Annotated in this window: 18 protein-coding genes and 1 pseudogene; 15 read left to right on the top strand and 4 right to left on the bottom strand. The window is 72.8% G+C overall.

All coding sequences use genetic code 11. The features are described from left to right. Positions 1 to 89 precede the first annotated feature (89 nt). Together H958_RS43170 and H958_RS43165 are read left to right on the top strand one after the other, a co-directional pair. The gene (locus H958_RS43170; RefSeq protein WP_028058742.1) at positions 90 to 788 is read left to right on the top strand and encodes a helix-turn-helix domain-containing protein; all 699 of its coding nucleotides are present in this window, start codon (positions 90 to 92) and stop codon (positions 786 to 788) included. 10 nt (positions 789 to 798) lie between these two features. Further along, on the top strand, positions 799 to 1,368 hold the full coding sequence (locus H958_RS43165; RefSeq protein WP_156027914.1) for a hypothetical protein: 570 nt from the start codon (positions 799 to 801) through the stop codon (positions 1,366 to 1,368). 12 nt (positions 1,369 to 1,380) lie between these two features. On the opposite strand, the gene H958_RS43160 is transcribed toward H958_RS43165, so the two are convergent. Together H958_RS43160 and H958_RS0111210 are read right to left on the bottom strand one after the other, a co-directional pair. Beyond that, positions 1,381 to 1,866, bottom strand: a complete 486-nt coding sequence (locus H958_RS43160) for a hypothetical protein (protein ID WP_051324105.1) — start codon at positions 1,864 to 1,866, stop codon at positions 1,381 to 1,383. Next, positions 1,863 to 2,384, bottom strand: coding sequence for a nitroreductase family protein (locus H958_RS0111210; RefSeq protein ID WP_028058741.1), 522 nt, complete (start codon positions 2,382 to 2,384; stop codon positions 1,863 to 1,865). Before H958_RS0111210 ends, H958_RS43160 begins: the two co-directional genes overlap by 4 nt. 65 nt (positions 2,385 to 2,449) lie before the next feature. Between H958_RS0111210 and H958_RS0111205 the strand changes: the two genes are divergently transcribed. The 12 genes from H958_RS0111205 (at position 2,450) to H958_RS0111150 (ending at position 17,674) form a co-directional block, all read left to right on the top strand. Further along, positions 2,450 to 3,166 carry a FadR/GntR family transcriptional regulator gene (locus H958_RS0111205; protein ID WP_028058740.1) on the top strand — a complete coding sequence of 239 codons (717 nt, stop codon included), beginning with the start codon at positions 2,450 to 2,452 and terminating at the stop codon, positions 3,164 to 3,166. Positions 3,167 to 3,257: 91 nt separating this feature from the next. Next, positions 3,258 to 4,565: an ABC transporter substrate-binding protein gene (locus tag H958_RS36485; protein WP_156027912.1), complete on the top strand. Its 1,308-nt coding sequence runs from the start codon at positions 3,258 to 3,260 to the stop codon at positions 4,563 to 4,565. 2 nt (positions 4,566 to 4,567) lie between these two features. Then, entirely contained in the window at positions 4,568 to 5,521 is a 954-nt protein-coding gene (locus H958_RS36480) for a carbohydrate ABC transporter permease (protein WP_051324103.1), read from the top strand. Next, positions 5,518 to 6,342 carry a carbohydrate ABC transporter permease gene (locus H958_RS36475; protein WP_037409897.1) on the top strand — a complete coding sequence of 275 codons (825 nt, stop codon included), beginning with the start codon at positions 5,518 to 5,520 and terminating at the stop codon, positions 6,340 to 6,342. Before H958_RS36480 ends, H958_RS36475 begins: the two co-directional genes overlap by 4 nt. After that, positions 6,339 to 9,254: a glycoside hydrolase family 38 N-terminal domain-containing protein gene (locus tag H958_RS36470; RefSeq protein ID WP_051324102.1), complete on the top strand. Its 2,916-nt coding sequence runs from the start codon at positions 6,339 to 6,341 to the stop codon at positions 9,252 to 9,254. Before H958_RS36475 ends, H958_RS36470 begins: the two co-directional genes overlap by 4 nt. After that, positions 9,251 to 10,159, top strand: coding sequence for a DUF4432 family protein (locus tag H958_RS0111180; protein WP_028058739.1), 909 nt, complete (start codon positions 9,251 to 9,253; stop codon positions 10,157 to 10,159). Before H958_RS36470 ends, H958_RS0111180 begins: the two co-directional genes overlap by 4 nt. Beyond that, entirely contained in the window at positions 10,140 to 11,360 is a 1,221-nt protein-coding gene (locus tag H958_RS0111175; protein WP_037409896.1) for an enolase C-terminal domain-like protein, read from the top strand. Before H958_RS0111180 ends, H958_RS0111175 begins: the two co-directional genes overlap by 20 nt. Next, positions 11,357 to 13,936: a glycoside hydrolase family 38 N-terminal domain-containing protein gene (locus H958_RS0111170; RefSeq protein ID WP_028058737.1), complete on the top strand. Its 2,580-nt coding sequence runs from the start codon at positions 11,357 to 11,359 to the stop codon at positions 13,934 to 13,936. Before H958_RS0111175 ends, H958_RS0111170 begins: the two co-directional genes overlap by 4 nt. Before the next feature lie 204 nt (positions 13,937 to 14,140). After that, positions 14,141 to 15,025 carry a PfkB family carbohydrate kinase gene (locus H958_RS0111165; RefSeq protein ID WP_037409895.1) on the top strand — a complete coding sequence of 295 codons (885 nt, stop codon included), beginning with the start codon at positions 14,141 to 14,143 and terminating at the stop codon, positions 15,023 to 15,025. After that, complete coding sequence (locus tag H958_RS36465; RefSeq protein ID WP_037409894.1) at positions 15,022 to 16,131, top strand: DUF5005 domain-containing protein; 1,110 nt, start codon at positions 15,022 to 15,024, stop codon at positions 16,129 to 16,131. Before H958_RS0111165 ends, H958_RS36465 begins: the two co-directional genes overlap by 4 nt. Continuing rightward, entirely contained in the window at positions 16,128 to 16,859 is a 732-nt protein-coding gene (locus tag H958_RS0111155; RefSeq protein WP_028058735.1) for an SDR family NAD(P)-dependent oxidoreductase, read from the top strand. The genes H958_RS36465 and H958_RS0111155 overlap by 4 nt, the downstream gene beginning before the upstream one ends. After that, positions 16,856 to 17,674, top strand: coding sequence for an SMP-30/gluconolactonase/LRE family protein (locus H958_RS0111150; RefSeq protein WP_028058734.1), 819 nt, complete (start codon positions 16,856 to 16,858; stop codon positions 17,672 to 17,674). The genes H958_RS0111155 and H958_RS0111150 overlap by 4 nt, the downstream gene beginning before the upstream one ends. On the opposite strand, the gene H958_RS0111145 is transcribed toward H958_RS0111150, so the two are convergent. Next, positions 17,663 to 18,997, bottom strand: coding sequence for an alpha/beta hydrolase (locus H958_RS0111145; protein ID WP_196807310.1), 1,335 nt, complete (start codon positions 18,995 to 18,997; stop codon positions 17,663 to 17,665). The two genes, H958_RS0111150 and H958_RS0111145, sit on opposite strands and share 12 nt — an antisense overlap. 113 nt (positions 18,998 to 19,110) lie before the next feature. On the opposite strand from H958_RS0111145, the pseudogene H958_RS49040 reads away from it, so the two are divergent. Next, positions 19,111 to 19,263, top strand: a pseudogene (locus H958_RS49040) (MFS transporter); the annotation flags it as partial. A gap of 223 nt (positions 19,264 to 19,486) precedes the next feature. Here the strand turns inward: H958_RS49040 and H958_RS0111135 are convergent. Continuing rightward, on the bottom strand, positions 19,487 to 19,771 hold the full coding sequence (locus tag H958_RS0111135; protein ID WP_028058731.1) for a hypothetical protein: 285 nt from the start codon (positions 19,769 to 19,771) through the stop codon (positions 19,487 to 19,489). Positions 19,772 to 19,821: the final 50 nt, after the last annotated feature.

The raw sequence follows: 19,821 nt of genomic DNA, 5'->3' as shown, positions 1-19,821 counted from the left end.
GCGGCGGCCCATACTGGCCCCTCGTTGGTGGGACAATCCTCACCGCAATGGCGCGGATGTGCCACTTTGGTGCTATTCCTGATGGCCGCATGAACGACCTCGTCAGCGTGCTCGATGTCGACGCGGGCCTGGCCGCGCTCGTTCCGCAGGAGCGCCGGGCCGAGGCCCGGCGGGCGACCGCGGCGGCGACCTTGAGCATCGCCGCCGGCTCCTGGAGGCAGGCGCGGAATCCGGATCGCGCCCGCGGCGGCTACGGGTTGCTGCTGGTCGACGGGATGATCATCCGGCGCGTCGGGATCGATGGCCGCTATGGCGCCGAGCTGCTCGGCCCGGGCGATCTGCTGCGGCCCTGGCAGACCGACGGGAACGTGCTCGGCATCGAGTTGTCGTGGCGCGTCGTCTCGCAGGCGCGGCTCGCCGTGCTGGACCCGCGCTGGGCCGCCCGCGCCGCTCCCTGGCCGCAGCTGGGCGCCGAGCTCGCCGGCCGCGCGCTGGCCCGCTCGGTCCGGACCGTCACCGCGATGGCGATCTCGCAGCAGCCAAAGCTCGAGCAGCGGCTGTGGATGCTCTTCTGGGACCTCGCCGACCGCTACGGCCGCGTGCACGCCGACGGCGTGCACATCGACCTGCCGCTGACGCACGAGGTGCTCAGCCACCTGGCGGGAGCGCGCCGTCCGTCGGTCTCGGGCGCGCTGACGCGGCTGGCGAGCACCGGGCGGCTGCACCGGGCCGGGCGCGCGTGGGTGCTGAGCGGGGATCCGCCGGTCGAGATGGGCTCGGCCGCGTGACGTAGTGCAGGTGGACGCCGTCGAGCGACCAGAGCGCCGACGCGTCGCCGCCGTGGACGTCGAGCAGGGCGGCGAAGTAGTCCTCCAGGGCGCGCTCGTAGGCCAGCTCGCCGGAGAGCAGCTCGCGGGCCGCCTCGACGATGCGCGGGAGGTCGTCCCGGATGCGCTCCTCGCTCATGCTCGGCGCGCGCTCGCCCTCGATCGCCGGCGGGGCGAACTGGCTGAAGCTCGGATAGCGCCCGGGGTCGGGCAGGATCGAGCGGAACGGCACGCGGTTGAAGAAGTACTCGAACCAGCGTCCGCCGGAGAGCGCGAGCCACGGCGTGCCGACGGCGAGGGCGGCCATGCCGAAGCCGGTGTGGGGGGAGAGGAAGAGCCCGGCGCGCCGCGTGACCTGGAGCTGCTCGATCAGCGGGCGGTCGAAGGCGTTCAGGGGCGCGCTCGGATGGGCGAGCAGCTCGTCCAGCTCCGCGCGGCTGAAGCTCGACGAGGTGCGGCGGTCGCGGGCGAGGCGGCCGATCAGCGCGATGCGCGCGTCGGGGAACGCCTCGTGCAGGGCGTCGAGGATCAGCGTCCATGACGCGGTGTCGGGTTACAGCGCGCGCTCGCTCGAGCCGGCGGGCATCACGGCGATCAGCGGTCGGTCGTCGTCGTCGTTCGCCGGCGGGAGCTCGAGGCGCAGTGGCGCGTGGCGGACGTAGGGCGGCCGGGGCGCGCCGGTGACGATGCGCTCCCGCGCGGCGAAGTGCGCGTCGCTCGCCTCGTAGTAGCCGCGCATGCCGGGGAAGAGGTCGAGCTGGAAGTCCTGGACGCGGCGGACGTCGTCGACCACCCAGTCCCACTCGCGCGGGACGTGGACCAGCGCGGCGGGATCAGACGCCGGCTCGAGGAACGGGTGATCGATCGCGTACGCGTGCTCGAGCCACGGGCACAGGCCGGCGAGCTCGACCGGTGTGGCGGCGTTCAGGGCGACGGACACGCCGGCGCCGCCCAGCCGGTAGCCGTTCGCGTAGTGCAGCGCCTCGACGGCGTGACCGACGGGCTGCGCGTAGAAGAAGTTCAGGAGCAGGCGCGTCAAGCGAGGAACGCGGCGATCTCGTCGACGGGGGCGCGCTCCGGCACCCGCTGCTCCTGGCGCGGCTCGCCGAGGTGCAGCAGACCGATCGGCGTCTCGTCGTCCGGCAGCTGCGCGGCGCCGCGGCCCTCGGGGGAGTCGAGCACGGGAACGCTGCGCCAGTAGCCCGCGAGCCCCCGGGCGTGCCCTCCGAGCAGCACGATGTACGCCGCGACCGCGGTCGCCAGCACGTCCTCGCGATCCTGCTCGGCGTCCCCGGTCTGCTTGGCGCTGACGACGATCAGCGTGGGGGCGCGATCCAGCTTCGCGCCCGAGCCGGGCTTGGCGGCGTCGGCGGCCGCCTTCAGCCGCTGCCGGCTCTCGGGGCCGAGGACGCGGAAGCGCCACGGGTTGGTGACGTGGTGGTTCGGCGCCCAGCGCGCGAGCTCGAACAGCTCGCGCAGGATGGCGGGGTCCACGGGCTCGGAGCCGTAGGCCTTGTGCGTGCGGCGGGAGCGGATCAGGTCGTCGAGCGTGGGCACCCACGAGACGCTAGCGGCGACGGTGCGAGTAGATGACTTGACGACTAGGTCATCTAAGTGATTAGATGAATTCCGTGAGCGAGGCTTTCGTCGTCCGTCCGAGCGGCTCGGACATGCTGACCGAGCAGATCCTGGACATGATCGAGCGCGACGGGCTGGCGCCCGGCGACCGGCTGCCGACCGTGCAGGCGCTCGCCGGCCGCTTCGCCGTCGCGACCCCGACGATGCGCGAGGCGCTGCGGCGCCTACAGGCCGTCGGGGTGGTCGAGATGCGGCACGGATCGGGGGTCTACGTGCGCCACGCGGGCCGCCGCGTCGTGCTTCCGAACCCGTATCCCGGGCGGCTGAAGATCGAGACGATCTTCGACCTGCTCGACGCGCGGCTGCTGATCGAGCCGCACCTCGCCGGGCTCGCCGCGCACGCGGACGAGGCGGCGATCGCCGAGCTCGCAAAGCTGATCGACGACGCCGGGCAACTGCTCGAGGGCCGCGAGGACGCGCGGCTCAGCGCCGTCAACCTGGGCTTCCACCGCGGCGTCGCCCGCTGCGGGGGCAACTCGGTGCTTGCCCAGGTGATCGACACGCTGCTCGACCTCTACGGGCCCGAGCAGATGGAGATCCTGCGCCTGTACGCCGACCGCGTGCACGATCACGAGGAGCACGCGGCGATCCTGGAGGCGATCCAGGCGCACGATCCGGCGCTCGCGTCCGAGCGGATGCAGCGCCACCTGGAGGGAGTCCGGACGGTGATCGCCGCCCGGGCCGCTCCGCCAGAGCGGTAAGGACGGCAGAGCTGCAGGTCTGCGAGGCCCGCGCCGTGCGCGGGTCGGGTCGCACACGCCTTCGAAGGGTCGACAAGTGGAGGAGAGCCACATGCAACCAACCGGGGAGATCTCCCGCAGGGCGTTCATCCAGCGCGGCGGGGCCGCGGCGCTGAGCACCTCGATGCTCGGGTCGCTGCTGGCCGCCTGCGGGTCGGACTCAGGCGCCAAGGCCGGCGGCGGCGCGATGCTGAAGATGACCAACGACAAGATCGCCTGGAAGGACTGGTTCGCGGCGGCCGGCAAGGCGGCGAAGACCGCCGGCGCGGTCGGCTGGAACCCGGTCGAGTACTCCGACACGACGACCTACCAGGCCGCGATCAAGACCACCGGCAACACGCCCAAGGTCACCGACATGTTCTCGTGGTGGTCCGGCTGGTTGATGAAGGAGCTCGTCGACGCCGGCATGCTCGCCGACGTCAGCTCGATCTGGCAGAAGAACGGCTCGGCTTACAGCGCGGGCCTGCGCGACGCGTTCACCTTCGGCGGCAAGCAGTACGGCGTGCCGCTGAACGTCGCGTACTGGGTCACCTATTACAACATGCACACGTTCGAGAAGCACAAGCTCGACGTGCCGAAGACGTGGGAAGAGTTCACCGGCGTGTGCGACAAGCTCAAGGCGGCGGGTGTGACGCCGCTGGCCGCCACGATCGACGGCCGCTGGCCGGGCTTCGTGTACTTCCAGGAGCTGCTCGTGCGCAAGGACCCCGCGCTGTACACCGCGCTGGTCAACGGCAAGGCGAAGTACACCGATCCGGGTGTCGCCGACGTGATGAACCTGTGGGGCGACATGATCAAGAAGGGGTACTTCAGCGACCCCTCGGCGGTCACCATCGGCAGCGGAGCCAACAACTTCCCGCAGTACTTCAAGCAGGGCAAGATCGCGATGGTCACCTGGGGCGGCTGGTTCGAGCCGACGCTCGAGGCCGCCGGCATCAAGGGCGGTGAGGACTACGGCACGTTCATCACGCCCAACGTCGACGCCTCGGCCGGCAACAACCTGATCTTCGAAGCCGGCCCGTGGTGCGTGGCCGCCAGGGGCAAGCGGCGCGAGGACGCGCTGAAGGCGACCGAGTGGTTCGCGTCCAAGGCGGGCCAGCAGAAGTGGATCGACGTCACCGGGTTCACGTCCGCGCGCTCGGACGTGCCGTCGTCCAACCCCGTCGACAAGGGCATCGACGACGCGATCAAGGCCGGCGGCCACAAGCTGCTCAACCGCTACTGGGAGGCGACGCCGCACGACATCGTCGAGGTGGCGGTCGACCAGTTCTGCAAGTTCATGCTCAAGCCCGGCGACCCGGCCGCCTTCCTACAGACGATCCAGAAGCAGGCGGATCAGAGCTGGGCGAGCGTCTCCTGACGGTGCCCGCTCCCGTCGTCGAGGCGCCGCCGCGGCTCGCCGCTCCCCGCGAGCACGTGGCGACCAAGGTCGCCCGCCGCCGGCGCAGGCGCCGGCGCGCGACCGGCTACCTCTACCTGCTGCCGATGGTGGCGCTGGTCGGCGTCTTCCTGCTCTACCCGGCGGTGAAGACGGTGTGGGTGGCATTCACCGATGCGACGGGCACGAGCGCCGGCTCGTTCGTCGGCGTGGACAACTTCAGCCGGCTGGTGAAGGACCCGGCGTTCCGGACCTCGGTGCGCAACACGGTCTACTGGGTGATCGGCGCGCTGGTGCTGCAGGTCGGGCTCGGCCTGCTGCTCGCGATCGTGCTGTCGAACATGCGGGCGGGCGACTGGCTCAAGCGCGTGTTCTACCTCCCGGCGACGCTCTCCGGCGCCGCCGTCGGCGTGATCTGGTTCTACGTGTTCAACCCTGACAACGGGCTGCTCACGAGCTTGCTGAACACGATCGGGCTCGACTCGCTCACCACGCGCTGGCTGGCCGAGCCGCCGGTGAACACCTTCGCGATGATCTTCGCCGCGATGTGGCAGGGACTGGGGCCGGCGATGATCCTGTTCCTCGTCGGGCTGCAGAACCTCCCGCGCGAGCCGATCGAGGCGGCGCGCGTCGACGGCGCGCACGGGCTGCGCCTGTTCTGGCACATCACGTTCCCGCTGTTGCGGCCCATGACGGCGGTCGTGGTGGCCATCACGATGATCAACAACTTCAAGGTCTTCGATCTGATCTGGGTGATGACCCAGGGCGGCCCGTACCGGTCCTCGGAGACGCTCGCGGTGACGATGTACCGCGAGAGCTTCGTGAGCTTCAGCATCGGCTACGGGGCGAGCGTCGCGGTGGTGCTGACACTCGTGGTGCTGCTGCTGTCGGTCTTCTACCTGCGCTCGATGTTCCGGCGCGTGGAGGTGAACCAGTGAGAGTCACCAAGGCGGGCGTGGTCCTGCTGGCGGCGGCGTGGATCGTGCCGCTGGGCCTGCTGGTGATCACGCCGATGAAGTCCTTCGGCGAGTACGCGGCCAGCTCGCAGTGGTCGCTGCCGCACGATCCGCTCCACCTGTTCGGGAACATCAAGACGGCGTGGAACAGCGCCGGGCTCGGCCCGGGCTTCCTGGCCAGCCTCAGCTACGGGCTCGTCGGCGCCGTGGTCGCGATCTTCTGCGGCGCGCTCGGCGCCTACGCCATCACTCGGCTCGAGATCCGCGGGCGGTTCTGGTGGTTCCTGCTGGTCTTCAGCGGCACGCTGTTCCCGTTCCAGATGTACCTGATCCCGCTGTTCCAGATGTACACGGACACGGGGCTCTACGACACCTGGGTCGGGATGGCGCTGTTCTACTCCGCGATCGCCACGCCGTTCTGCCTGTTCGTCCTGCGCGGATTCTTCTCGACGGTCGCGCGCGAGGTGGAGGAGGCGGCGCGGCTGGACGGCGCGTCGTCGTGGGCGGTGCTGTGGCGGATCCTGATGCCGCTCGCGCGCGGGCCGATCGCGGTGCTCGTGCTCTTCCAGTTCACGTGGATCTGGAACGACTTCATGTTCGGGCTCGTGCTCTCGACCTCGGACGGCATCCGCCCGGTGATGCCGAGCCTCGTCGGGCTCCAGGGCCAGTCCTCGAGCGCAGGACCGCCGGTGATCATGGCCGGCGCGCTGATCGGCTCGCTGCCGACGATCGCGCTCTTCCTCGCGCTCGGCCGCTACCTGCTGAGCGGCCTGACGCTGACGACCGCCGGGAGGCAAGCATGAGCCGCGCCATCGCCGACCCGCCGCATGACGTCCCGCCGCGCGAGGATCTCGCCGCGTACGCCGGGCCCGTCTGCGGCCTGCCGCTGTTCCGCTCGCGCGGCGGCCGGCTCGAGCAGGCCGTCCGCGTCACCGGCGCGGCCACGATCGCGCACGAGGGCACCGTGCTCGACCGCACCGACGGCCCGGGCCTGCTGTTCGTGCCGGAGCTCGACGCCCCCCGCGCGTTCGCGGTGACGCTCGACGGCGTCGAGCATCGGGTCGTCCTGGCGCCGCAGCGCAAGTGGGAGGTCTCGGTGATCCATCACTCCCACCTCGACATCGGCTACACCGATCACCAGCCGCTCGTGCTCGCCCAGCACCTCGCGTATCTGGACGCGGCGCTGGACCTCACGACCCAGGACGACGGCTTCCGCTGGAACGTGGAGGCCAACCTGCCGCTCACGCGCTGGCTCGCGACGCGGCCGGGCGCCGACCGCGAGGCGTTCCTCGCCCGCGTGCGCGAGCGCCGGATCGAGGTCTGCGCGCTGCCGTACACGATGCACACGGAGGCGTATTCGCTGGACGAGCTGGCGCGCACGCTGCGGCCCGCCCAGGCGCTGCGCGAGCGCTTCGGGATCGAGATCGTCAGCGCGATGCAGACCGACGTGCCGGGCGCGACGCTCGCGCTGTGCGAGTTGCTGGCGGCGGCGGACGTGCGCTACCTGTCGGTCGCCCACAACTACGCGGGCCGCTCCGTGCCGCACCTCAACGGCGGCCAGTCGCTGCGCCGCCCGTTCTGGTGGCGCGCCCCGAGCGGGCGCCGCCTGCTCGTGTGGCACACCGACAGCCCGCACGGGATCGCGTACATGGAGGGCAACCTCGCCGGGCTCGCCGAAGGCTACGAGGCGACGCTCGAGTACCTGCCGGCGTACCTGCACGCGCTGGCGACGCGGCCGTACCCGTACGGCGCGGGCACCACCGGCTGGCTCACCGGGATCGCCGCCGGCACCGAGCTCACGCGCGCGCCGCAGGAGCACGAGCTGCTGCACCTGCGCGTGCAGAGCGCGTTCGCCGACAACGCCGCGCCGAGCCCGGTGCCGGCCGAGATCGTGCGCGAGTGGAACGCGAGCTGGGCGTATCCGCGTCTCACGATGGCGACGAACCGCGACTTCTTCGAGGCGGCGCAGAAGCGGCTGGGCGACTCGATCCCGACCTACGAGGGCGACTGGACGGACTGGTGGGCCGACGGCATCGGCTCGGCCGCGCGGGAGGTCGCCGTCGCCAGGCGGGCGCAGCGGGACGTGCGGACGGCGCAGACGCTGCACGCGTGGGCGGATGCGCTGGAGGCGGCCGGAGATCCGCGCGGCGCGGCCGCCTCCGGCGCTTCGCCGGCCCCCGCCACCCCCGGCGCGTCGCCGGGCTGGCCCGCCGAGGTCGAGCGGGCGTACGAGGACCTGGGCCTCTTCGACGAGCACACGTGGGGCGCGGCCAATCCCTGGCGCGACCGGCTGGAGCACGTCGACGCCGGCGCGCTGCAGTGGCAGTGGAAGGCGGCGCGCGCGCACGCCGCGGGCGAGACGGCCGGCGCGCTGCTCGAGAGCGCGCACGCCCGCCTCGCGGCGCATGTCCCGCGCCACGCGGGCGCGCTGGCCGGCGTGCTCGTCTTCAACCCGTCCGGGGTCGCGCGCACCGACGCCGTCGAGCTGCTGGTGCCGGAGACGCGCGTGCCGCTGAGCGCATCGCTCACCGTCGTCGATGTGGCGAGCGGCGAGCGCGTGCCGTGCGAGCTCGCGCCGCAGCCGCACGCCGACTACCGGCCGCGCGGGCGGCGGCTGCGCTTCCTCGCGCGAGACGTCCCCGCGTACGGGTTCGCCCGCTACGCGCTCGCCGGCGGCCGGGCCGGCGTGCGCGACCCCGTGCCGGGCGACCCCGCGGCGCTCGAGTCCGCCGGGCTCAGCGCCGGCCTCGACGCTCGCAGCGGCTGCCTCACGTCGCTCGGCGACCTCGTCAACCCCGACAGCGCGTTCGGCAACCAGTACGTCTACGACCGCTACGCGACGGCGTCCCGCGTCAATCACCTCTCCAGCCGGATCGGCGAGCCCGGCCTGTGGCTGCTCGCGTCCCGCGACGTCGCCGGCGACGGCGTGCTGGTCGAGCGCACGAGCAGCGCCCTGCAGGAGCGCGCGACGGTGCGCCTGCGCGCGCCCGGCGCGCACGCGCTGACCGTGACCTACCGGCTCGTGCACGGCGCCGGCCGGCTCGAGATCTCCAACGTTGTCGACAAGGCGCCCGTCACCGACAAGGAGGCGGTCTTCTTCGCCTTCCCGTTCGCGCGCGAGAACCCGCGCGTGCGCTACGAGCTCACCGGAGGCGTGCACGCGCAGGGCGATCCCACGGTGCCCGGATCGGCGCCGCACATGCGCGCGATCCGCGACTGGATCGCGCTCGACGACGCCGTGCTCGCCACGTTCGACGCGCCGCTGGTCCAGGTCGGCGGGATCCACCTGCCGTACGCGCCGTTCCCGCTGACGACGCAGCGCGAGCCGGGGACGGTCTTCTCGTGGGCGATGAACAACGGCTGGGACACGAACTTCCCGCAGTCGCAGGGCGGCGAGGTCGAGCTCGCGTACGCCGTCGGCGGCGCCGGGCCGCCGCTGACCGCGATCCTGTCCTCGCCGCGGGCGGCGGACGGCATCCCCGAACGGGGAACGCTCTGCACGCTTCCGGAGGGGATCGAGCTGATCGCGATCAGCGCGGGGCGCGCCGGCGGGCTCGTCGCGCAGGTGCGCTCCCGCGCCGCCGGACCCGTGGAGCTCGACGCCGCGTTCCCCGACCTGCCCGTCACCGCGCGCGCGGTCGGCGATCACCTCGAGCGCCCGCGCGGCGCGACGGCGATCCTGCCCGGCGAGCTCCTGACGATCGCGCTGGCATGAGGCGCCACCGTCCACAGCGAAACTGGGGCGCACGGATCCACGAGACGAGCGTCTACGGCATCGACGCCGTCGTGCTCGAGAACGCGACGCTGCGGGTCACCGTGCTCGCCGGCAAGGGCACCGACGTCGTCGAGTGCAACTACAAGCCGCTCGATCTCGACTTCGCGCCGCTCAGCCCGGGCGGGATCCGGACGCCGCGCAACGAAGCCGGCGACCCGCAGGCGGCGTTCATGGAGAGCTACCCGGGGGGCTGGCAGGAGGTGCTGCCCAACGGCGGCGCCCCGAGCGCCCACGCCGGCGCCAGCTACGGCCAGCACGGCGAGATCTCGCTCGTCGCGTGGGACCACTGGATCGAGCGCGACGACCCCGACGGCGTCACCGTCGCCTTCGAGATCGCGCTGCGCACCGTGCCCCTGAGGCTGACCAAGCGGCTCAGCCTCGACCGGACGACCCCGACCCTGCGCTTCGCCGAGACGCTCGTCAACGAGAGCGACCTCGAGGTCGAAGCGATGTGGGGCCACCACATCGCGTTCGGCCCGCCGTTCCTCAGCGGCGAGACCAGGGTCGACGCGCCGGTCGAGCTCGGGCGGGCGAGCTCGATCGACTATCTCGAAGGCCTCGACAGCTACACGATCCGCGACGACCGCATAGGCCTGCGCGTGTCCTGGGACGCGCGCACGATGCCCTACCTGTGGATCTGGCAGGAGCACGGCGGCACGACCGCCTACCCCTGGTGGGGACGGCTCCGGACCGTGGGCCTGGAGCCGTTCTCGAGCCGCCCCACCGACGGGCTCGCGGAGGCCGTGCGCAACGGCACCGCGCTGCGCCTGGCCCCGCGCGAGGCGCGCGACTTCGACCTGACCGCCACCGTGCTGGAAGGAACGCATGCAACTGATCATCGGTGACTTGCGGGCGACGACGGTCACCGTGCCGCTCGAGGCACCGCTCCGCCACAGCAACGGCGCCCACTGGGGCCGCTTCGTGCGCACCGTGGTCGAGGTCGAGACGACCGAGGGGCTCGTCGGCCTCGGCGAGCTCGGCGGCGGCGGCGAGAGCGCGCGGATGGCCGTCGAGGGCCTGCGCGGCCACGTCGCAGGCCACAACGCGTTCGATCTCTCGGCGCTGTGGTTCAAGCTCTGCAACCCGACCGCCTCGCTCTACAACAACCGCGTCCAGGTCCACGCCGCGATCGAGTTCGCGTGCCTCGACATCATCGGGCAGGCGCTCGGCGTGCCGGTACACGACCTGCTGGGGGGCAAGCTGCGCGACCGCGTCGCGTTCGCCGGCTACCTCTTCTTCCGCTACGCCAATGAGCACGACGGCACCGGCGAGGTGCGGACCGCCGACCAGCTCGTGCAGCACGCGCGCGAGCTCAAGGCGCTGCACGGCTTCAGCGCGCACAAGCTCAAAGGCGGCGTCTTCCCGCCGGACTACGAGCTCGAGTGCTACCAGGCGCTCGGCGCGGCCTTTCCGGAGGACGACCTCAGATACGACCCGAACGCGGCGCTCGACGTCAAGCAGGCGATCCGCTTCGGCAAGGCGATCGAGCCGCTGCGCAACGACTACTACGAGGACCCGACCTGGGGGCTGAACGGCCTGCGACAGGTGCGCGACGCGGTCGACCTGCGGATCGCGACCAACACGGTCGTTACCTCGATCGAGCAGCTGGCGGCCAACGTGCTGCACCGCGCCGTCGACGTCGTCCTGCTCGACACGACGTTCTGGGGCGGCATCCGGCCGGCGCTGCAGGCGGCGACGGTCTGCGACGCGTTCCAGCTCGGCGTCGGCGTGCACTCGTCGGGCGAGCTCGGCATCCAGCTGGCGACGATGCTCCACCTCGGTGCCGTCCTGCCCGGCAGCCAGTACAGCGCCGACGCGCATTACCACCACCTGACCGACGACGTCATCGCCGGGGGCAAGCTGGCCTACGAGGACGGCTCGATCGCCGTGCCCGACGGGCCTGGCCTCGGCGTCTCGCTCGACCGCGAGAAGCTCGCCGAGTACGCCGCCCTCTACGCGGAGCTCGGCAACTACCCGTACGACCGCGACCCGGGGCGGCCCGACTGGTTCGCCCTGGTCCCGAACGAGAACTGGGCACGGCCATGATCGAGACGCTCTACGTCGCCAACCACACGCACACGGACATCGGGTTCACCGATCACCAGGACGTCTGCTTCCGCCAGCACGCCGAGTTCATCTCGCAGGCGATGGACGTGATCGAGGCGACGGCGGACCACCCGGAGGAGGCCCGCTTCCGCTGGACGTGCGAGGTCACCGGGCCGCTGGAGAAGTACCTCGCCACCGCCTCCGAAGGCGAGGTGGACCGGTTCCTGCGTCACAACGCGAGCGGCGCGATGGACGTCGCCGCCATGCAGTACAACCTCACGCCGCTGCTCGGCGTGGAGCAGATGGTCCGCAGCCTGATGCCCGTGCGGCGGCTGCGCGAGCGCGGCGTTCGCATTCGCAGCGCGATGCAGGACGACGTCAACGGCATCTCGTGGCTGTTCGCGGACCTGCTGCCGGCGATCGGCGTGGACACGCTCACGCTCGCGATCAACCAGATGCGCGGGCGGGCGCCGAAGCCGCTGCCGGGAGCGTTCTGGTGGGAGGGGCCGGCCGGCGGGCGGCTGCTGTGCTGGAACGGGCTGCACTACCTGTTCGGCCGCAGCGTCGCCAAGCTCGCCGACCCGCGCTACGTGGAACGCGACCTCGCCGCGCTCGTGCGGCGAGTGCAGAGCGATCCCGACTACCCGTACGACTTCCTCTACGTCGAGGCCACGCACCCGATGCGCGTCGACAACGGCCCGCCCGAGCGGCGCGTGAGCGACTTCGTGGCGGAGTGGAACGCGGCGGGGAGGACGCCGCGCATCGAGCTGACCACTCCGGCCGCGTTCGGCGACGTGCTGCGCCGGCACGAGCTGCCGACCTGGCGCGGCGATTGGACGGACTGGTGGTCCGACGGCGCCGCCTCGAGCGCGTACGAGACGGGCCTCAACCGCTCCACGCACGAGCTGCTCGGCGCCGCCGAGGCGATCGCCGCCTGGACCGGCACAGGCGACCCCGAGCGCCTCGACGCGCTGTACGAGCAGATGTCGCTCTACGACGAGCACACCTGGGGGGCGTTCGCGTCGGTCGCCCGGCCCGACTCGCTGTTCACGAAGGCGCAGTGGAACCGCAAGTCGGGCTACGCGTACGGCGCCGCGATGGAGACGCACGACGTCCTCGCGCGCGCCGCCGGCGCGCTTGCGCGGCGCGAGGGCGAGCCCGGCGCGGAGTCGCGCTTCAACCTCGGCGATCTCAGCTACGAGGAGGCGTTCCCGCACAGCGGGGCTGACGAGTGGCTCGTCATCAACACGCTGCCGCATGCGCGCAGGGTCCTGGTCGAGGAGCCGGAGGTGCGCGCGGGCGGCGCCCCGCGTGGGATGCTCGACATGTTCTTCCCGCGCGACGTCCCGTGGGGCGGCGCGCGCAGCCTCGAGGACGTGCGCGTGGCGCGCGCGGAGCTCCCGCCGTGCGGCTGGGCGTGGGTGCGCTTCGACGGCGAGCCGGCCGCCGCGGATCTCGCGGTCGCCCCCGGCGTCATCGAGAACGCGCACTACCGGGTGGAGGTCGATCCGGCGACCGGCGGGCTGCGGTCATGGCTCGACAAGGAGCTCGGCCACGACTTCGCGGGCGAGCAGGACGGCCACCGGCTCGGGCAGTACGTATACGAGCGCGTCGAGGGCGACCGCCGGGCGCTGTTCGCCGACGACTTCTCCGAGTGGGACTTCGGCGTCTGGCCGCAGGACGTCCCGCTGCGGCGAAGCGCGCCCGCGCGGGTCACGGTGGGCGAGCCGGAGATCTCACGCGGCCGCGCCTCGATCGCGGTCGCGATCGAGGCCGAGGGCGTGCGCGGAGCGACCTGCCGCTACACGCTCCAGAGCGACCGCCGCGCGCTCGAGATCGACTGGACGCTCGACAAGCTGGCGCAGCCCGAGCCGGAGTCCGTCTACATCGCTTTCCCGTTCGCGCTCGGCGCGCCCGGCTTCCGGGCCGACCTCAACGGCGTCGCGTGCACGCCGGACATCGACCAGCTCAACGGCACGGTCCGCGACTGGTACCCGCTGCGGCGCTGGGTCGACGTCTCCGACGGCGAGCGCGGCGTCACGCTCGCGCCGCTGGACGCGCCGCTCGCGCAGCTCGGCGGCATCACGACCGGCCGGGCGGCGTACGAGCTGCAGCCTGACGGGCCGGCCGTGTACTCGTGGGCGCTCAACAATCACTGGAGCGTCAACTTCCGCGCGTTCCAGGAGGGCGAGATCCCGCTGCGCTATCGGCTCACCACGCACGCCGGCGCGTGCGACGACGCGGCCGCGGCGCGGTTCGCGGCCGAGGCGGCGACGCCGCCGCTGGTGCTGCGTGACTGGCTGCGGCGCGGCGACGAGCGAGGCGGGTTCCTCGAGCTCGACGGCGACGGCGTCGAGCTCGCGCTCAAGCCCGCCGAGGACGGCGACGGGATCGTGGCGCGCCTGCACGACCAGCGCGGGGAGGCACGGGTGGTGCGGCTCAGCTTCGCCACGCCGCCGGCGTCGGTGCACCTGACCTCGCCGCTCGAGCACGACGGCGAGTCGCTCGAGCTGCGCGACGGCGCCGTCGCGGTCCTGCTCGGCGCCCGCGCGCTCGTGAGCCTGCGCGTCCGATGAGGGCGAAGCCTCGGCCTGCGGCCTCGTTTCGCTGGGAGTGTTCGCCCAGGGGGCGAAACTCCCGCCGGGGCGAGACTCCCGCCCCGGGGGCGCGCCGATGAGGGCGAAGCCTCGGCCTGCGGCCTCGTTTCGCTGGGAGTGTTCGCCCAGGGGGCGAAACTCCCGCCGGGGCGAAACCCCCGCCCCCGGGGTGCGCGGGTGACCATGGACGTCCTCGTCATCGGCGAGGTGCTCGTGGAGGTGTCCTCGCCCGTGCCGTTCGCCGCCGGCGTGCCGGCCACGCTGTCGTTCTCCGGCGACGCGCTCAACGCCGCCGCGGCGGCGGCGGACGCGGGCGCGTCGGTGGCGCTGCTGACCAAGGTCGGCGACGACGAGCTGGGGACGGCGCTGCTGCGCCACGTCGAGCGGCTCGGCGTCGACACCTCGCTCGCCGCGCGGGTGGCGGCGCCGAACGGCGTCTACTTCAGCGTCGCCGACCTCAATGGCGGGCGCGAGTTCGTCTACGTGCGCCGCGGCAGCGCCGCCTCCACGCTCTCGCCGGATGACGTCGAGCGGCTCCCCGAGCATCGAGTGCTGCTGGCCGGCGGCATCGCGCAGGCGATCTCCGCCGGCGCGGCCGCCGCGGTTCAGCGCGCCGCCGAGCGCGCGCCGCTGCTCGTCTACGACCCGAACTTCCGCCCGCGCCTGACGACGCCTGAACGCGCGCGGGCGGCGCTGGCGAGGATCGCCCCGTTCGCCCGCGTGGTGACGCCGTCATGGCCCGCCGACGGGCTCGGGGACACACCGCGCGCCGCCGCCGAGGCGGTGCTCGCGCTCGGCGCGCAGGCCGCCGCCGTGACGTGCGGCCCCGACGGCGTGCTCGTCCGCGACGGCGCCGAGACGGCCGAGATCCCGGCGGCGCCGGCGGAGCGGCTGGTCGACGCGACCGGCGCGGGCGACGTCTTCGCGGGCACCCTGGCCGCGCACCTGGCCCGCGGCGCCACGGTCGTCGAGGCGGCGCGCGAAGGCGTGGTCGCGGCCGCCCGCTCGCTCGGCGGCCAGGGCGGCACGGGCCATCTCGCATACGCAACCCAAGGAGAGCCGGTATGAGATTCGCGGTCCCGTCCATCGTCGTCGCGCTGCTCGCGCTGCCGGCGACCGCCTCGGCGGCGTCCTGTCGCCTCGATCCATCCACGCCGGCGCAGGCGCGCCCCGCTGTCGCCCTGAATCAGATGTTCGCCGCCTACGGCGACTCCAACCGGCGGCTCGACGACTGGACGGGCGCCGACAACACGGCGTCGGTGCCGCTGCCCGACGGCCGCACCGCGTGGGTGTTCGCCGACACCTTCCTCGACAAGGTCAATCCCGACCACTCGCGCGACAACGAGGACTTCATCCAGAACTCGATCGTGCTCCAGCGCGGCGACCGGCTGACCGACACGCTGACCGGCGGCACGCCGCGGCATCCCGAGACGCTGATCCAGACCGATGACGGCCACCAGTCCGACGGCAAGGAGCAGGTCGGCGACTCGTGGTACTGGGCCAACGGCGCGACCGTCGACGGCGGCAAGCTGCACGTCTTCGTCAACAAGTACTGGATGTACTCCGACGAGGTCTTCGGCTTCGAGTGGCTCGGCAACGCGATCGCCACGTTCTCGCTGCCCTCCCTGAAGCTGGAGGCCGTCCGCCAGATCGTCTCGGCCGACGGCGTCACCTGGGGCTCCACGGTCGTCCACGAGGGCGGGTACTCGTACGTCTACGGCAACAAGGCCAACGCGCTCATGCTCGCCCGCGCCAAGCAGGGCGACCTGCTCGGCCGCTGGGAGTACTGGACCGGCAGCGGCTGGTCGATCCACTTCAAGGATTCCGCGCCGCTGTTCCAGGGCATCGGCACCGCCGTGGGGATCCAGAAGGTCGGCGACGCCTACGTGCTCGTCACGTTCGACAACCGCAGCCTGCTGCCGGCCGACATCGTCGCCTACAGCGCCTGCAGCCTCACCGGCCCGTGGAGCGGACCCACCACCGTCTACCGGACGCCGGAGACGGGCGGGAACCTCTTCACGTACGACGCCCGCCTCCATCCCCAGCTCAGCCGCGGCGGCAAGCTCGTCCTCTCCTACAACGTCAACAGCTTCGCCTTCGACGACCTGATGCGCGACGTCCGGATCTACCGGCCCCGCTTCGTCGAGGTTACGCTCCCGCCGCTGGTTCCGTGAGATTCGAGGGCAAGACCGCGCTGGTCGTCGGCGGCACGCTCGGCATCGGCCGGGCCGCCGCCGAGCGGCTCGCGCGCGAAGGCGCGACGGTGATCACGGGCGGCCGCGAGCCGGAGGCCGGCCTGGCCGGCGACGTCCGCGACGAGGGGTACGCGCAGGCGCTCGTGGAGCGGTGCGGGACGCTCGACGTGCTCGTCTACACCGCCGGCGTGCAGCGCTACGGGACGGTCGAGACGACCGCTCCGGAGACGTGGGACGAGGTCTTCGGCGTCAACGTGCGCGGCGCCTACCTGGTCGCGCGCGCCGCGGTGCCCGCGCTGCGCGAGCGCGGCGGGGGCGCGATCGTGATCGTCTCGTCGGTCCAGGCGACCGCGTCGCAGACCGGCGTGGCCGCCTACACGGCGAGCAAAGGGGCCCTGAGCGCGCTCGTGCGCGCCATGGCGCTCGACCACGTGCGCGACGGGATCCGGGTCAACGCCGTCGCCCCGGGCTCGGTGGACACGCCGATGCTGCGCTGGGCGGCCGAGCGCTTCCGCGGCGACGGGAGCGCCGAGGACCAGGTCGCCGCGTGGGGACGCATGCACCCGCTCGGCCGCGTGGCGTCGGCCGACGAGGTCGCCGCGGCGATCGCGTACCTGGCAAGCGACGACGCGTCGGCCATCACCGGCGCGGAGCTGCGCGTCGACGGCGGGCTGCTCGCGGGCCTGTCCGTGGAGCTGCCGGAGTGATCGCGCTCGAGCGGGCGTCGATCTTCTTCGACGGCACGACGAGCGAGCCGCGCCTGAGCCATCCGGAGTGCCTCGCCTTCGACGCCGAGGGCGCCGCCTGGTGCGGCGGCGACCGCGGCGAGCTCTATCGCGTCGCTCCCGACGGCTCGGCGATCGAGCAGGTCGCGACGACGGGCGGCTTCACGCTCGGCGTGGCGCTCGACGGCGAGGGCGCGCTGTACTCGTGCGACCTCGCGCACCGCGCGGTCTTCCGGCTCGACCTCGCGAGTGGCGAGATCTCGCGCTTCGCGGAGGGGATGCGAACGCCGAACTTCCCCGTCGTCGACGCCAGGCGCGGCTGCCTGTGGGTGTCCGACAGCCGGGATCCGGCCGGCCCGGGGATCTGGCGGGTGGACCTCGAGACCGGCGCGGCGGAGCTGTGGCACGAGGGACCGCTGCACTTCGCCAACGGGATGGCGCTGGAGCCCGGCGGCGACGCGCTCTATGTCGTGGAGACATGGGCGCAGCGGGTCGTGCGGATCCCGATCGCCGGTGGCGCGCCGGAGCCGGTGGTCGAGGGCATCGAGCGCGTGCCGGACGGCATCGCCCTCGACGCCGGGGGCTTGCTGTACATCGCGTGCTACGAGCCGTCGCGCGTCTACAGGTGCGACCCTGCCACGGGCGCGCTCGAGCTGCTGCTCGACGATCCGACCGCGCACGTGCTGTGCCATCCGACCAACTGCGCGTTCCGCGGGACCGAGCTGTTCATGGCCAATCTCGGCCGCTGGCACCTGACCCGCGTCGACGTCGGCGTCGAGGGGGCGTCAACCCGTTAGGAAGGCCGCCAGCGCGCGCTTGACCGCCGCGACGCCCTGGGTCTGCAGCGAGTGTCCCGCGCCGGGCACGACCACGAGCTTCCCGCGCGGCGCGTGCGCCCGCTCCGCCCGCGCCCACTCGAGCGGGGTCGAGAGGTCCTTGGTGCCGGCGAGCAGCAGCGTCGGGACGGCGGGGAGGTTCGCGGCGAGCCGGGGCGGCGCGACCGGGGTCGTGGGCCAGTAGAGGCACTGGAGCGCGATGCCGTTCGCGCTCGCCGTCTCGCGGTCGTACGGACCCACGTCCACGCCGGCGGCCGCCGTGCGCAGCTTCTGCGCGCGTCCCGCCGCCGGCGCGTCCTCGCCGCCCCAGGGAGCGCGCGTGTCGGCGCACAGCGTGCTGGCGTGCAGGCCCTGGCTGAGATCGGAGGCCTTGAACGCGCGCTCGCCGCGCAGCACGGCGGCGGCGAGCCCGTCCAGCGGCCGCCGGTCCCCGGCCGCGGCGCTGCGGAGCGCGCGCACGGCGACGCCCAGGTGCGGGCGCCCGATCGAGAGGCTGGTGAGCATGTCGAGCAGCTCGGGGCCGTCGTGGCGCGAGCGGACGACGGCGGCGAGGTCGCGCGTCGCCGCGGGGCCCAGGACGCGCGGCGTCGCCTGCATCGAGACCTCCGACATCAGCGTCACGCCCGCGTGGGGCACGACGGAGTCGAGCACGAGCCGGCTGACGTTGGCGGGGTGCGCGAGCGCGTAGCGCTCGGCGACGTAGGTGCCGTAGGAGACGCCGTCGAGCGCGAGCTTGCCGGCGCCGAGCGCCTGGCGCAGCAGCTCGAGGTCGGCGACCGTGTCGCCGGTGGTGAAGTAGCGCCGCTTCTCGCCGATCCGCGCCGCGCACGAGCGCACCGCCGCGGCCGTCGGCCGGGCCAGGTCCGATGCCCCCATCTGCCGCTGCAGGGCCGGGCAGCGGAGCGCGCCGCGGCCGGTGCCGCGCTGGTCGATCACGACGAGCCGGTAGCGCTTGGCGATCGCGCCCAGCCGGCTGCGCGCGGTAGCGAGGAACGGGAGCCCCGGCTGGCCAGGGCCGCCGCTGAGGAAGACGAGCACCGGCGCGCCGTCGGGTCCCGACATGGCCACGCACAGGTCCAGCGTTCCCGCCGTGCGCCCGCTGTGGTCGAGCGGCACCTGCAGCACGGCGCAGCTGGCGCGCGTGATGCTCGTGCACGGCGCGACCTGGCTCAGCCGCGGGACGTCGCGCTCGAGCGCGGCGGGTTTCGCGGTGGCGGCGGCGCGATGCGCTCCGCCGCCGCAGCCCGCGGCCAGCAGCGCCAGGCACACCAGCAGCCGCCTCATGAACGCCACCGTACCCCGCCACTCCACGCACCTGCGCGTCCGTTTCATCCCTTGGCGTTCAGGAGATCCCGGACCATGAGCGAGGAGAACATCGAGACCCGGTCCCGGCCCGGATGGACCGGCTGCCGTGGAGCGGCTGGCACTGGCTCGTGATCCTCGGCCTCGGCAGCGTCTGGATCCTCGACGGGCTCGAGGTGACGATCGTCGGCGCGATCGCGAGCCGGCTGAGCAAGAAGGACGCGCTCGGCATCAGCGAGTACCAGGTCGCCGTCGGCGGCAGCTTCTCACATGAACAGCCGCTTGCGGCCGAAGCGGTCGGTCAGGTAGCCGAAGAAGAGCGCGCCGACGGCCGCGCCGACGATGTGGGTCGATCTCTCGATCAACGGCTCCTACTGGCTCGGCGCCGCGAGATCGCGCGCACGCTGTTCAGCCGCTACCCGAAGCGCTCGGTGCTCGGCTTCACCGAGCCGCTCTCCGCGACCTGAGCGACTAGGCCGCGGCGGACTCGGGGACCTGGGCTGGCCCACAGCCGAGCAGGTCCCCGATCAGCCGATCCACCGTCTCCTCGAGCCAGCGGCCCGAAGCGACGAGCGCCTCGGCGAGCTGGCCGATGTCGCGCAGCGCTTCACGCGTCTCCTCCGCGCCGGAGGCGAAGATGAGGGTGTCGGCGGCGTCGCGGATGCGAGCCTGCTCGCCGGCCAGAAGCTTGGTGGGCCCCAGCTCGTCGAGTGTCTTTACGACGCGCCCGTAGGCGTGAGTGCGATCGTTGGTCATGACACGAGGTCTCCTGGGCGAGTAGTCGTCACCAAGACAACGTTCTGAAG

The organism is Candidatus Solirubrobacter pratensis (genome assembly GCF_000425945.1).
Taxonomy (GTDB): domain Bacteria; phylum Actinomycetota; class Thermoleophilia; order Solirubrobacterales; family Solirubrobacteraceae; genus Solirubrobacter; species Solirubrobacter pratensis.
The sequence above is the reverse complement of the archived record's forward strand: the minus strand, read 5'-3'. Positions and strand labels throughout refer to the sequence as shown.